The sequence below is a fragment of the Marinobacter sp. CA1 genome (genome assembly GCF_020546665.1).
GTDB classification, from domain to species: domain Bacteria; phylum Pseudomonadota; class Gammaproteobacteria; order Pseudomonadales; family Oleiphilaceae; genus Marinobacter; species Marinobacter xestospongiae.
In genome coordinates this window covers 2449004-2462280 of record NZ_CP071785.1, presented here as the reverse complement: position 1 = coordinate 2462280, position 13277 = coordinate 2449004, and the positions used below count along the sequence as shown (strand labels likewise).

At 60.9% G+C, this 13277-nt stretch carries 11 protein-coding genes; 10 read left to right on the top strand and 1 reads right to left on the bottom strand.

The features are described 5' to 3' along the window. Nucleotides 1-14 precede the first annotated feature (14 nt). The 10 genes from J2887_RS11235 (at nucleotide 15) to J2887_RS11190 (ending at nucleotide 12327) form a co-directional block, all read left to right on the top strand. Nucleotides 15-1142, top strand: coding sequence for a GNAT family N-acetyltransferase (locus tag J2887_RS11235; protein ID WP_227171230.1), 1128 nt, complete (start codon nucleotides 15-17; stop codon nucleotides 1140-1142). Then, nucleotides 1132-2271 (top strand): FemAB family XrtA/PEP-CTERM system-associated protein, encoded by a 1140-nt coding sequence (locus tag J2887_RS11230; protein WP_227171229.1) that lies wholly within the window; start codon nucleotides 1132-1134, stop codon nucleotides 2269-2271. Before J2887_RS11235 ends, J2887_RS11230 begins: the two co-directional genes overlap by 11 nt. A gap of 83 nt (nucleotides 2272-2354) precedes the next feature. Then, nucleotides 2355-3614: a glycosyltransferase family 2 protein gene (locus tag J2887_RS11225; RefSeq protein ID WP_227171228.1), complete on the top strand. Its 1260-nt coding sequence runs from the start codon at nucleotides 2355-2357 to the stop codon at nucleotides 3612-3614. Beyond that, complete coding sequence (locus J2887_RS11220) at nucleotides 3611-4522, top strand: sulfotransferase family protein (protein ID WP_227171227.1); 912 nt, start codon at nucleotides 3611-3613, stop codon at nucleotides 4520-4522. The genes J2887_RS11225 and J2887_RS11220 overlap by 4 nt, the downstream gene beginning before the upstream one ends. 9 nt (nucleotides 4523-4531) lie before the next feature. Beyond that, on the top strand, nucleotides 4532-5878 hold the full coding sequence (locus J2887_RS11215; protein ID WP_227171226.1) for an O-antigen ligase family protein: 1347 nt from the start codon (nucleotides 4532-4534) through the stop codon (nucleotides 5876-5878). A gap of 1 nt (nucleotide 5879) precedes the next feature. Next, nucleotides 5880-7037, top strand: a complete 1158-nt coding sequence (locus J2887_RS11210) for a glycosyltransferase family 4 protein (protein ID WP_227171225.1) — start codon at nucleotides 5880-5882, stop codon at nucleotides 7035-7037. Next, entirely contained in the window at nucleotides 7038-8927 is a 1890-nt protein-coding gene (gene asnB, locus J2887_RS11205; RefSeq protein ID WP_227171224.1) for an asparagine synthase (glutamine-hydrolyzing), read from the top strand. After that, nucleotides 8924-9763, top strand: a complete 840-nt coding sequence (locus J2887_RS11200; protein ID WP_227171223.1) for a hypothetical protein — start codon at nucleotides 8924-8926, stop codon at nucleotides 9761-9763. Before asnB ends, J2887_RS11200 begins: the two co-directional genes overlap by 4 nt. After that, the gene (locus tag J2887_RS11195) at nucleotides 9756-10871 is read left to right on the top strand and encodes a glycosyltransferase (protein WP_227171222.1); all 1116 of its coding nucleotides are present in this window, start codon (nucleotides 9756-9758) and stop codon (nucleotides 10869-10871) included. The genes J2887_RS11200 and J2887_RS11195 overlap by 8 nt, the downstream gene beginning before the upstream one ends. A 13-nt stretch (nucleotides 10872-10884) precedes the next feature. Beyond that, on the top strand, nucleotides 10885-12327 hold the full coding sequence (locus J2887_RS11190) for a lipopolysaccharide biosynthesis protein (protein ID WP_227171221.1): 1443 nt from the start codon (nucleotides 10885-10887) through the stop codon (nucleotides 12325-12327). 9 nt (nucleotides 12328-12336) lie between these two features. Here the strand turns inward: J2887_RS11190 and J2887_RS11185 are convergent, their stop codons facing one another. Continuing rightward, entirely contained in the window at nucleotides 12337-13272 is a 936-nt protein-coding gene (locus tag J2887_RS11185) for a glycosyltransferase family 2 protein (protein WP_227171220.1), read from the bottom strand. Nucleotides 13273-13277: the final 5 nt, after the last annotated feature.

Below are 13277 nucleotides of genomic sequence, written 5' to 3'. Positions count from 1 at the left end.
CGGGACGGTCATTGATGACTGAGGCAACACTCACAGTCAGCCGGGCGCCGGCGACAGATCCGACCGCGTTGGCGGAGCAATGGCTGGAACTGGAAGCCAGGGCGACGCCAACGGTGTTCCTGTCGTGGCAATGGATGGGGCATTGGCTGAAAGTATACGCGCCCAAGGCCTGGGTGCTTCGGGTGGCGGACGGTGATCGGCTGGTCGGGCTGGGGCTGATTGTGGAGACGGACGAACGACGTCACCGTTTTCTGCGCTCCCGATGTCTGCGATTACACCAGACCGGGCACCGGGTGCTGGACCAGATCTGGATTGAGTACAACGGCTTTCTGGCAGAGAACGGCCGTGAAGATGAAGTCGCCGAGGCGTGTCTGAACTATCTGTGCCAGGAAATGCCGGAATGGGATGAATTCATCGTAGGGGCAATCGACGCCGAGGACGCGGAGCGCTACACCGCCATCACCGGCCTGCAGCGGCAGCTGCGATGGGAAGCCCCCTGTTATGGCGTTGATCTGGATGAACTCCGGACCACCGGCGAGCCCTACCTCGATAGTCTGTCACGCAATACCCGCTACCAGATCAACCGGGCACACCGGCTGTACCGGCAACGTGGTCGGGTGACCCTGGTGCGCCCCGACTCACTGGAAGAGGCCCTGGAGGTATTTGATCGAATCGGTCCCAAGCACCTGGCCCGATGGGGCGATGGTCCGGACCAGAGCGGCTTCGCCAATCCGGACTTCGTCCGCTTCCACCGGGAAATGATCCGCAGTCAGTGGCCCCGGGGCGGAATTGATCTGATCACGCTGATGGCCGGAGATGATGAAATCGCCTTTTTCTACAACCTGCTGCACAAGCAGGTCGTGTACTTCTATTTGGGCGGAATGAAGCTGGAGGAAGACAACCGGCTCAAACCCGGCCTGCTGGGTCACAGTCTGTGTATTGAGGATTATCGCCACCATGGCTTCCACTACTACGATTTCATGGGTGGGGACGAGCGCTACAAGGCCAATATGGGCCGGTTGCATCGTCACCTGGTGCAGGTATCCCTGCAGCGAGAGCGTTTCAAACTGAAGCTGGAGGATGTGGCGCGTCGCGCTCGCAACCGTTGGCTGGGGGAGGGCAGCATTCACTATGAGCGTTGATCTGGCCCCCCAGGCTCTGGATGGCTCCTCATCCGCGACCGCTGAGCTTGATGTGGTCGTGGTGGCGTTGGCGGATCTGGACGTTGCTGCCTATGACCGCTATGTCCATCAACATCCGGACGTCACGCCTTACCATGCCAGCGCCTGGCTGTTTGCGGTTGAACGGGCCTATGGCCACCCTGGCAAGGTGGTGCTGGCGATGGCGGACGGGCAGTTACGGGGGGTATTGCCGCTGGTCTGGGTCCAGCGCCCGCTGATGGCTCCGGTGCTGTCCTCGCTGCCGTTCTGCGATCTGGCTGGCCCCCTGGCCGATTCGCTGGACCTTTCGCTGAAATTGATCGCTGCCGCCCGTGATCTGGCGAGGCAACAGCGGGCTGGTCGCCTGGAGGTTCGCCGGTCCCAGCCCTCAGTGGTGTCCTCACCGGGGGCTGGCGGCTGCTTTCCGGCGGGAACCAAGGTCCGCATGCTGGCGCCTCTGCCGGCATCCAGCGAGGCGCTGTTTGCCGGTTTCAAATCCAAACTGCGCAGTCAGATACGCAAGGCCGAGAAAAACGGTCTGGCGGTCTCGGTCTGTGACCGGGACAGCGCGATCGACGAGTTTTACCCGGTGTTTGCCCGCAACATGCTTCGGTTGGGGTCTCCGGTGCACAGCAAAGGCTGGTTTCAGAGTCTGAAAACCGCCTACGGCCGTCAGTTGCGGGTTGGTCTGGTGACCCTGAATGAGATGCCGGTCGGTGCCGGCATTGTGTTGTTGCTGGGTGACAGGGCCTGCATTCCATGGGCATCGACCCTGGCGGAATACAACCGTTTGGCGCCCAACATGCTGCTTTACTGGGCCCTGCTGGCCCATGTGTGTGATGCCGGTTGCCGTCAGTTTGATTTTGGTCGTTCCACGGTGGATGAAGGCACCTACCGTTTCAAACGCCAGTGGGGTGCTGAGCCCCATCCGTTGCTGTGGCAGGAGTGGTATCCCGACGATCGGGATTCGTCCTGTCAAAACACGGAAACCCCCGACTCGCCGGGCCTGTCGGCGCGATTACGGCCACTGGTTGAGCGGGTGTGGCAACGACTGCCATTGCCCCTGGCCAATTGGATTGGTCCACGAGTCCGGAAGTACATCACGTTATGACGTTCAGCACTCTGATCAGTCCGGCACGCTATCAAGATGCAGCATTCTCATGAACAAGAATACATAATGAAAAACAAATCCCTATGACGATTTTGCTTGTTACTCTCACGCTCTGCTGTCTGGCACTGCCAGGCTATGTCTACGCCGGCTATCCGATTCTGCTGTGGCTGCTGTGCCGGGGACGACCGGCCGTGACCCATCGGCAGGGGCCGCTGACACCGCGGGTGGCGCTGGTGATTTCCTGCTACAACGAGATCGGCGTGATCCGGCAGAAGCTCGACAACGCGCTGGCCCTCGACTATCCCGGCGACCGGCTCACCATCTGGGTGGTGTCCGACGGCTCTGACGACGGTACCGATGAGGTCGTGCATGAATACGCGGATCGGGGCGTGCGACTGGTGCGACAGGAAGGCCGGCTGGGCAAGACCATGGGGCTCAATCTGGTGCTTGAGGAAATCCGGGACGACGTCGTGGTTTTCAGTGACGCCAATGCGATGTACGCCACCGATGCCATTCGGATGCTGGTGAGAAACTTCCAGGACCCGGAGGTTGGTTATGTGGTGGGGGCGGCGCTGTATACCGATGGAGCATCCGGTGCCAGCGCCCGAAACGAAGGGCTGTACTGGCGCTACGAGCTTGCCATCAAGACCATGGAATCCCGTCTGAGTTCAGTGGTGGGCGGGGATGGCGCGATATACGCCATCCGCCGGAGGTTGTGGCAACCGCTGCAGCAGCGGGACATCAACGACTTCGTCAATCCACTGCAGATCATCGCTCAGGGCTACCGTGGCGTGTTTGACCCACTGGCCCGTTGCTATGAAGAGACCGCTGGCGAGTTCAGCAAGGAAATCAGTCGCAAGGAGCGGATCGTCAATCGCAGTATTCGCGGTTTGATGAGAGTCCGTGAGGTGATGAACCCTTTCCGCAGTGGCCTGTTTGCCTGGCAGGTGGTTTCCCACAAGCTCCTGCGCTGGTTGGTGCCGCTGTTTCTTGCCATTGGCGTGCTGGGCAGTGCGATCCTGGCGAGCCAGGGGCTCTGGCTGTTCCAGTTGATCACCGCCGGCGCTCTGGTGGTGGTGCTGGCGGCCGGTGGTGGGCACCTGCTCCGTCACAACCAGGCCATGCCGATGCTGTTTTCTGCGCCATACTATTTTGTGATGGTCAACCTTTACGCCCTGAAGGGAATTTGGCGGGCCCTGCAGGGGCAGACCCAGGTCACCTGGACCAGTGCCCGGGCCAGTGAAGGTGGTGGTGCGGTGTCGGTATGGGGAAGCGGCGTTGCCCTGTGGCTGGTAACTCTCGCTGTCCTGGTGGGCAGCCTGGGCTGGGGAGTCTGGAAATGAACGAAGCCAATACGCAGGACAGGGAGGTCAACATGCATTCACCGGTGTTTCTGATTGGCACCCAGCGTTCCGGTACCACCCTGTTATGCCGGATGCTGACGGCACACCCCCTGGTGTTTATCAAGAATGAGTTACCGGTGCGTTCGGTGTTCACCCCTGGCGCAACCCGTGATCAGATCCGTGATGGCATCGACGGCTTTGTAAAACAGCAGTACGGCAAAGGCATCGATGAGTTGCTGGCCAGCGAAGGCAAACGCATCTGGGGACTGAAAGACCCGGAGCTCACGGCCTACCTGGAACCGCTGAAACAGTTTCTGCCGGAAGCGCGCTTCATCATCATCACCCGGGACCCCCGGGCGGTGGTCAATTCCTATATCGAGAACAAATGGGGCCTGGGCACCAACGCCTACACCGGTGCCCTGCGCTGGCGGGACGAAGTGGCGAGCCAGCTGGCGTTTGAAGCTGAGCTGGGTGACAGGGTTCTGCGGCTTCGGTACGAGGACCTGGTGATGGATCAGCAGAACTGTCTGCATCGGGTGTGCGATTTCCTCGGCATCGATTTCGACGACGCCATGCTCAACTACGCGGAACAGAAAGCATTTGTGATTCCCAGCCGGGAGAATCGCCACACCTTTCGCGCACCGGACCCGGAGATGACCCGCAAGTGGCGCAAGAAGCTGTCCGCTCACCAGATTCGCGTTATTGATTCGCTGACGGCGGAGATCATGGCACAGACCGGCTATCAGCCTGACTCAGAGCAGTACCAGGTGCCCTGGGTGTCCCAGCTCTATTACCGCGCCCATCAGGCGGTGGTCGGTGAGATGCAGATCCAGTATCGCTGGCGTATCAAACGCTGGCAGCGGGAACTGCGGGAACGCCTGCTGCCGTCAGGGCCGTCGTCCGGGTAAGCCTGTCCTATGTCGAAGTTCGCGCTGTTATTCATAGTCGTGGTGATGGGGGGCGTTGCTGCAACGTTTCTGGTCAGCGGGGCAGCATCGTTCATCCTTTATCAGCTCATTTATTTCCTCAATCCGGGGGCCCGCTGGTGGAGCGTTGAGATACCGCAGCTGAGCTATTCCTTCATCGCTGCGGTGTTGATGCTGTTCTCCCTGGGTATCCGTTACCGCCAGTACACCGAGGTCAGTCCCTGGCGTCGGCAGCCGGCTTTCAAGTGGATGCTGGCGCTGCTGGTGATGTATTTCCTTGCCAATCTCTACGCCCTCAATCCAGCGGCACATCATCGCTTCACCATCGATCTGGCCAAACTCGTGGTGATTGTCCTGGTGGCGTACAAGCTGCTGAATTCCGAGCGCACTCTGAACGCCGCGCTGTGGGGCTATCTGATCGGGGCCACCTACATCGGTTACCTGGCCACCATTACCGGCCGAAACTCTGGCGATCGGGTGGAAGGGATTGGGCTTGTTGACTCCCCGGATGCCAATGGTGTTGCTGCAGCCCTGGTGCCCGCCGGGGCCTTGCTGATGTACTACGCCTGGATGGGCAATTGGAAAGTGCGGATGCTGTGCGTGTTCTGCGGCGCGCTGATCGCCAACGGTCTGGTACTGATCAACAGCCGGGGCGCGTTCCTTGGGGTGGTCGCCGGCTCCGGGCTGTATCTGCTGTACATGATTTTCTCCCGATACCGGGGGAAGGGCCAGCGGGCGATGGCGATTGTGATTGCCATTGCCGGCCTGTCGGGCGCCCTTTATGTCACCGATGCCCAGTTCTGGGAGCGCATGAGTACGCTGCAGGATCTGGAATCCCGGGAGAGCGGTTCCGGACGGGTCACGTTCTGGCTGACGACCTTCGACATGCTGGAGGATCACCCGATGGGAATGGGCGTGCAGGGGTATAACCAGTTGGCTTCGGTGTACATGGATGATGCAACCCGCGGTGGTGTGGAGAACCGCAGTGTGCATTCCATGTGGTTCCAGGGGCTGTCAGAGGTTGGGCCGGTCGGTTTTGCGTTCTTCCTGATTATGCTGGTGACGCTGTATCGGTCAACGAAGCGGGCGCGACGATGGGTGATCGCGAACGGTGACAACCGGGTGTACTTCAAGATGCTGGCCATCGAGTGTGGCCTGATCAGTTATCTCGCGGCTGCCACGTTCATCAATCAGTTCCGCGCCGAAATACTCTACTGGATGGTGATGCTGGTGGCGGTGGCCGTCAACGTCTTCTATCTGCAGAAGGTCACAGAAGAGAACGCCGCCCCGGTGCGGGGCCGGCGACGGAATCAATCCATGGTCAGGGAAGCAGGCTAGCATGACGACCCTTCGAGTATTGCAGTTCATTACGCCCAACGGGTTCTATGGCGCCGAACGCTGGGTCATCGCCCTGGCCAACAATCTGCCCGGAGATCACTTGCTGTGTGACCTGGCGGTGACCCGCGAGAGCGACGATCAGGACCTCTCAGTGGCTGAGTACTACCCCAGGGAAGCCGGAGAGGTGCACTACCTGCCGATGAACGGCCGTTTCGATCCCCGGGTCGTGGGTCAGCTGGTGGAGCTGATCCGTCGGCGCCGTATTGATGTGATCCACACCCATGGCTACAAGTCCGACATTCTTGGCTGGCTGGCCGCCCGTCGGGTCGGAATCCGCTGCGTGAGCACGCCCCATGGCTACTCCGGCAAGGTGGGCTGGAAGCTGGCGGCCTTTATCCGCCTGGGAACCTACCTTCTGCGCCATTTTGACGCGGTGGCGCCCCTGTCGGAGGAGCTGGTGGACGACATGCGGCGCTTTCGGGTGCCCGATTGCAAGGTGCATTTTATCCGCAATGGTGTCGACCTGCGGGAAATCGATGGCCTCCGTCAGCAACTGCAGCAGACATCGCAAGAGCGTCAGGACAATCACCGCACCCTGGGCTTTATCGGCCAGCTGATTCCCCGCAAAGGCTTGCCGGACCTGCTGAACGCCTTTGACCGCCTCCATGCCCGTTTCCCCGAGCTGAGGTTGCAACTGTTGGGAGAGGGTCGTCAGCGGGACGAGCTGGAAGCCCTGGCGTCCAGTCTTGAAAGCGCCGACGCCATAGAGTTTCTGGGGTTTCGCCATGATCGCCTGGAGCGATTGGCAGGTTTTGACCTGTTTGTGATGACGTCCTCCCTGGAAGGCATTCCCCGCTGCATGATGGAAGCCATGGCGATGGAAGTCCCGGTGGTGGCATACGACATTCCCGGGGTTGACCAGTTGTTGGATGACGAACAGACCGGACTGCTGGCACCGCTGGGCGACGTTGACCGGTTGGTGGTGCAATGCGAGCGGGTATTGTCGGATGCCTCGCTGGTGGCGACTCTGCGTCGTCAGGGCCGCGAGCGGATTGACCAGGACTATTCTGCTGCCCGCATGGCCCGGGAGTATGAACGACTGTTTCTGCAGTTACTGGATCGTTCACCGGCACAGGCGTCCCCGGGGGAGATCCGCTAGATGTGTGGACTGGCTGGATTTCTTCGTACGCCGGCAATGCCTGCCCGCGACAGTCACGGCGCCTGGCTGGCGCGGATGACCGATGCCATTGTACATCGGGGGCCGGACGCCGAAGGCCACTATCTGGATGACCGCATCGCGCTGGGTCATCGCCGGCTGTCGATCATCGATCTCAGTGAGCATGGCAATCAGCCCATGACCTCCGCCTGCGGCCGTTACGTCATTGCCTTCAATGGTGAGATCTACAACTACCTCGACCTCAAAACGGCGTTACAGGGGCAGGGCGTTTCGTTCAGTACCGAATCAGACACTGAGGTGTTGCTGGCGCTTTATGCCCGCGAAGGCCGCGCTTGCCTGGAGCGGTTAAACGGCATGTTCGCCTTTGTGGTTTGGGACCGGGAGGCCGGCAAGCTGTTCATGGCCCGGGACCGGCTGGGCAAGAAGCCGCTGTATTATTACCAGGCCAACGGCCACTTTGCGTTTGCCTCGGAGATCAAGGCGCTGCTGCCGCTGCCACCGCTGGAGCGCCGGTTGCGCCCGGATGCGGTCAAGGATTTCTTCGCGTACCAGTATGTGCCCGATCCGAAGACGGTGTTCCAGAACCTGTTCAAGTTGCCCCCGGGGTACTGGCTGGAGACCGATGGCCAGGAGACGCAACTGCATCGCTACTGGGACGTGTCGTTTCGCTCCCTGGATGACCGGTCTGAGGAGCAGATCGCGGGGGAGTTGCTGGAGCTGATGTCAGACGCTGTGCGGGTGCGGATGGTGAGCGATGTGCCGTTGGGGGCCTTCCTCAGCGGTGGCATCGACTCCAGTGCGGTGGTCGGGTTGATGGCGGAACACAGCAGCGGTCCGGTAACGACCTGCGCCATTGGTTTCGATTCCGAGCGGTTTGATGAGGTTCACTACGCTGAGCAGGTCGCCCGCCAGTTTTCCACGGATCACCACGAGTACACCGTGAGGGACACCGTGGCGGATCAGCTCAGGGGCATCGCCCGCTATTTTGACGAACCCTTCGCCGATCCATCGTTTGTGCCAACCTATTTTGTCTCCCAGTTGGCCCGACAGACTGTGACCGTCGCCCTGGCCGGGGACGGCGGCGACGAGAACTTTGCCGGTTACAGCAAGTACGTCACCGATCTGTGGGAGAACCAGTTGCGGGGGCTGTTTCCCCGCCCGTTGCGACGGCGCCTGTTCCCGACGCTTGCCGGGGTGGCGGGTAAGGGCAGTCACGCCCTGTTCCGCAAGGCCGGGTCGCTGTTGTCTGCGCTTGCCCGGGAACCGGACGAGGCATTCTTCCTGACCAATTGTTTCTTCCGTCCATCGCTGTGGGACCAGCTGGCCACCGGGGATCTGGCACGCGAGACAAGGCATTACGATCCGGCGGAACTGACCCGCATGCACTACGGCCATGCGGACGGGCCCGACCACCTGTCCCGCATTCTCTATACCGACATCAAGACCTACCTGCCGGGTGACATTCTGGTCAAGGTGGATCGCATGAGCATGGCCAATTCCCTGGAAACCCGGGCGCCGCTGCTAGACTACCGGGTGGTGGAATACGCCGCGTCGATACCGTCGGCGCTCAAGCTCCGGGGCCGGGAGAAGAAACACATTCTCAAGCAGTCGCTCAAGCCGATGTTGACGGATGACATCCTGTACCGGAAGAAAATGGGATTCTCGGTGCCGCTGGCGGAATGGCTGGGGCAGGAACTGCGTAACCTGGCCCACGAACGCTTCACCGCCACCGACGGCGGGCTTGCCCAGTGCTTCGACATGACTCAGTTGCAGTCCCTCTGGCAGCGTCACCTGGCTGGCGAGCAGCAGTTCAGCCAGGAATTGTGGAGCCTGCTGGTGTTTGATCTCTGGTGGCAGGAGTACGGTCCATGAAAGCCGTCCGCACGGGCATCGTCCTGATCGCCGTGGTATTGGGACTGACGCTGTTGGCGATCAATCTGTATGGCCTGAGCCAGCCGCTGCGCAAGCCCGGACTTGGCGTGACCGAGCTCGACCAGCTGCGGTTTGTGCCCAAGGAAGTGGTGAGCTACCACCGCAGCCTGGCCCTGATTGATGAGCTGGCAGAGCTGGACTCTCCTCATGTCGTGGCGGAACGGGCCAATCAGATCACTAACGCCAGCCTCGTTCATGTCGACTGGAAACGGGTAGACCCGGTGGCCTATCGCCAACTGGTGCCCGTCTGGGAGAACTATTTCCTCTGGGCCATCGGACGGTTTTCCGGCCTGCCCCAGTTCGAGCGGTATCACTATGCCGATTACCGCCGCAACCTGAAGCGGGGCATCGGCATCTGTGGCGATGCGTCGACCATCCTGTCGTCGGTTCTGGACCGGTACGACATCGACAACCGCATTGTCTCCTTCGCCGGTGGCCACGTGATCGTGGAATATCAGGTGCCGGGCGAGGAGAGCGCACGACTGTTGGACCCGGACTTTGGTGTGCCGTTGACCGTGTCCCTGGACCAGTTACTGGCCGACCCGGGCCAGGTGCGCGACGCTTACCTGGCGGCGGGTTACAGCGCGGCGGAAGTGGATTATCTGGTGGAGATCTACGGTTCCCGCTATGCCTTGTTTGATGACACCTATCACTTTATGACCAAGCGCTATCTCTTTGAAAATATGAGTTATGTTATGAAGTGGCTGTTGCCTGTCGGGCTTCTGGCGGTGGCGGTTTTTCTGGCTCCCAGCAGACAACGCAGGTTCCATGGCTAAGACTCCAATCCGTATTACGCACGTTACCTTCAACATGGGCATCGGTGGGACCGAGCAGGTGATCCGGCAACTGGTGTCCAACATGCCGCAGTCGGACTTCTGCAACCAGATCGTCTGTATCGACGGTCAGATTGGGGAGATCGGCCAGCAACTGGCCCGCGACGGCATCGAGGTACGCTCGGTTCCCCGCCAGCCCGGTTTCGACTGGCAGCTTGTGAGGGCGCTGAGGGACCATATCCGCGAATTCGACAGTGATCTGGTGCACTGCCATCAATACACCCCCTGGGTGTACGGCTGGCTGGCGGCGCGGTGCACGGGGGCTCGCGTGGTGTTCACCGAGCATGGTCGTTTCCACCCGGATCGACGCCGATACAAGGCCATGCTTATCAACCCCATGCTGGCCTTGCTCAGTGGCGCGGTGGTGGCGATATCCCGTGCCACCCGGGAGGCCCTGCACCGTTACGAATTCCTGCCCCGGCGGGGGATTCGGGTTATTTACAATGGCATTCGTGGTTTACAGCGGGATGCCCGTGAGGGGCAGTCGATCCGCCAGTCCCTGGGCATCCCCGGGCAGGCGCGGCTGGTCGGAACCGTGGCCCGACTCGACCCGGTCAAGAATCAGGGCATGATGTTGGCGGCGTTTGCCGAACTTGCCAGCGAGATGCCGGATCTGTGGTTGTTGATGGTGGGGGATGGTCCGGACCGTGCGGGCCTGGAGCGGCAGGCGGAACAACTGGGACTGGCGGAGCGGATTGTCTTCACCGGGTTCATTGAACAGCCCGCCCAGTACCTGGCCACCATGGACCTTTTCCTGCTCTCGTCCCACACGGAAGGCACCTCGATGACATTGCTGGAAGCAATGAGCCTGGGCGTTCCCGCGGTGTGCACCGAGGTCGGTGGCAACCCGGAGATTGTGGCCGACGGAGAAACCGGGCTGCTGACACCTCCAGGCGACAGCGCGGCGTTTGCTGAAGCCATGCGCCAGCTGCTGACCCGGCCAGAACTGTATCAGCGGCTGGCGAGCAACAGCCGCGATCGTTTCGCCAAGCGCTTCTCCGTCGATCACATGCTGGCGGAGTACAGCGCCATCTACCATTCCCTCGCTTGAGCCGCAGTTGCCGATGTCTTCCATTCGTCAGGCCGTTATCTATTCCTCCGCCGCCCGCTACAGCATGAAGCTGATTGGGCTGGCGTCCACCATGCTGATTGCCCGGCTGCTGACGCCGGACGAGATCGGCACCTTTGCCATTGCCAGTGCCATCGTAATGATCATGACCGAGTTCCGCATGCTTGGCGCCGGCGGCTACCTGGTTCGTGAGGAGCAACTCACCGCCGATAAGGTCCGGCGGGCGCTGGGACTGACGGTGATCATTTCCTGGGGGCTGGGCGCGCTGATCCTGCTTTCGGCAATCCCGGTGGCCAGATTCTATGACCTGGAGCCGCTGGCTGGCATTTTTGCGATCCTGGCGCTGGGGTTCTTTCTGGCGCCTTACATCAGCATTCCAACGTCGCTGCTGTCCCGGCACATGGAGTTTCGGGTGCAGTTCAAGATCCGCTTTATCGGCAGTATCGTCGGTTTTGTTTCCACCATCGGGCTGATACTGGCCGGTTTCAGCTATTACGCGCTGGCCTGGGGGCAGACCCTGGTGGCTCTGCTGAACTTCCTGATGCTGATCCAGCTCAAGCCCAGGGACATGGTCTGGAAACCCAGCTTCCGCGGTCTCGGTGAGGTAGCCAGCTTTGGCGTGTTCAGCTCGGCGACCAACTTTCTTCGCAAGCTGAAAGTCACCGCCCCGGACATGATCATCGGCAAACTGGGGACCACCACCCAGGTGGGTATGTTCTCCCGTGGTCTCGGCTTTGTGGAATTCATTTCCCAGACCCTGATGATGGGGGTGACGCCGGTGGCGCTGCCATACCTCTCTAAAACCCGGCGCGAGGGCGGTGACGTGACCCAGGCCTATCTGCGGGCTAGTGTGTTACTGGGGGCACTGGTGATTCCGGTGCTGGGGGTGGCGAGCCTCGCCAGCCTGCCCACCATTCGCCTGTTCTTCGGGTTGCAGTGGGACGCCGCAGCGCCCATTGCCACCTGGCTGGCGTTCTGGGGAATGGCCAGGTGTGTGCACTGGTTTGCCAACGACCTGCTGCTGGCGGCAGGCCGTGAGCGGATCATGCTGGTCAAGGAAGCGCTGGTGCTGTCGACGCTGGTGCCGGGGATCTTCTGGGCCTATCCCTATGGCCTGGAGTGGATCGGGCGGGCGTTTCTGGTGGCGGGGATCGCAGAGGTGCTGATTACCACCGTGCTGTTGCGGGTGTTGTTTCAGCTGCACGTGACTGATTTGCTCAGGGCCTGGCTTGGCAATGGCGTTCTGCTGTTGCTGTGCATGGCCGCCACCTGGGGGATCGGGCTGTGGGTGCCGTTTGACCAGGACCAGTACTGGAAGCCGATTCTGGTGATTGCTCTGGTATTGCCATGGGTCTGGTTGGCGGGGCTGGCGCTGCTGCGGCATCCGTTGTTTGATGAACTCCGGGGCCTGGCAGGGCGACTCCGGCGCAAGCGCTGATACCGGTGGTCAGAAAAACTTGTACCGGACACTGCCGGTGAGTACGTAAGCCAGCTCGGAGCGTGCCTGCCATAGTGCATACAGCTTCTTGCGGCCATGATGACTGCTGCCGAGACTGCGGATCAGGTGCAGGCACTCCATCACCCTGCGTTTGACCAGTATTTTTTCGAAGTCAGGGTGACCTGAGCGACGGCACCATTCCAGCGCGTTGCTGATGGCCGTCAGGTTGTCCTGGATCAGCAGGCATTGGGGACGAACCCGTGAGGCGCCGTCACTGGTGATATGGATGATGACGTCCAGCGCATCGGAATAGCCCACGCGATGCGCTTCAACGACTGCCCGCCAGAAGAATTCATAGTCCTGACAGGTTTTCAGGGTCGGGTTGTAGTGGTATTCCAGCCGGTCCAGCAGGCTGCGCCTGACCACCACGGTCGAGGTCTTGATGCCCCAGACTGCCAGCAGATAACGCTTGTCGCCAAAATCCGAGGCGGGCTGGTGTTGCCGGCCATTGTCCTGGCGACCATCACTCCAGTGATGGCGCCGGTTGCCATGGAGAAACTCCAGGTCCGGTGTGGCCAGGATCATTGCGCGGTCAGTGGCGAGCTTGTTGGGCAGCCATTCGTCGTCGGAGTCCAGGAACGCAATCCAGTCACCCCCGGCATGTTCGATCCCCCGGTTGCGGGCCGCCGCTGAGCCGGCATTGGTCTGCCGCAGATAACGCACACGGCTACCAAACTGCTGTTGCACCAGCTGCTCCGTGCCGTCGGTGGAGCCGTCATCGACAACCAGAATCTCCATGGGCGGGCAGGTTTGCGCCAATACGGACTGAATTGCCCGCGTCAGGTTGTGGGCCCGGTTGTAGGTTGGGATCACCACGCTGATGCGGGGTGTGTTTGCGGTGTCGGGGGCTCGGCCTTGAGCTTGTGATGAAACGGGCTTGATCATCGTCG

Coding starts and splice junctions, on each gene's coding strand:
- J2887_RS11200 (WP_227171223.1), top strand. CDS start 8,924: ATGAAAGCCGTCCGCACGGGCATCGTCCTGATCGCCGTGGTATTGGGA.
- J2887_RS11235 (WP_227171230.1), top strand. CDS start 15: ATGACTGAGGCAACACTCACAGTCAGCCGGGCGCCGGCGACAGATCCG.
- J2887_RS11195 (WP_227171222.1), top strand. CDS start 9,756: ATGGCTAAGACTCCAATCCGTATTACGCACGTTACCTTCAACATGGGC.
- J2887_RS11215 (WP_227171226.1), top strand. CDS start 4,532: ATGTCGAAGTTCGCGCTGTTATTCATAGTCGTGGTGATGGGGGGCGTT.
- J2887_RS11210 (WP_227171225.1), top strand. CDS start 5,880: ATGACGACCCTTCGAGTATTGCAGTTCATTACGCCCAACGGGTTCTAT.
- J2887_RS11220 (WP_227171227.1), top strand. CDS start 3,611: ATGAACGAAGCCAATACGCAGGACAGGGAGGTCAACATGCATTCACCG.
- J2887_RS11225 (WP_227171228.1), top strand. CDS start 2,355: ATGACGATTTTGCTTGTTACTCTCACGCTCTGCTGTCTGGCACTGCCA.
- J2887_RS11185 (WP_227171220.1), bottom strand. CDS start 13,272: ATGATCAAGCCCGTTTCATCACAAGCTCAAGGCCGAGCCCCCGACACC.
- J2887_RS11190 (WP_227171221.1), top strand. CDS start 10,885: ATGTCTTCCATTCGTCAGGCCGTTATCTATTCCTCCGCCGCCCGCTAC.
- asnB (WP_227171224.1), top strand. CDS start 7,038: ATGTGTGGACTGGCTGGATTTCTTCGTACGCCGGCAATGCCTGCCCGC.
- J2887_RS11230 (WP_227171229.1), top strand. CDS start 1,132: ATGAGCGTTGATCTGGCCCCCCAGGCTCTGGATGGCTCCTCATCCGCG.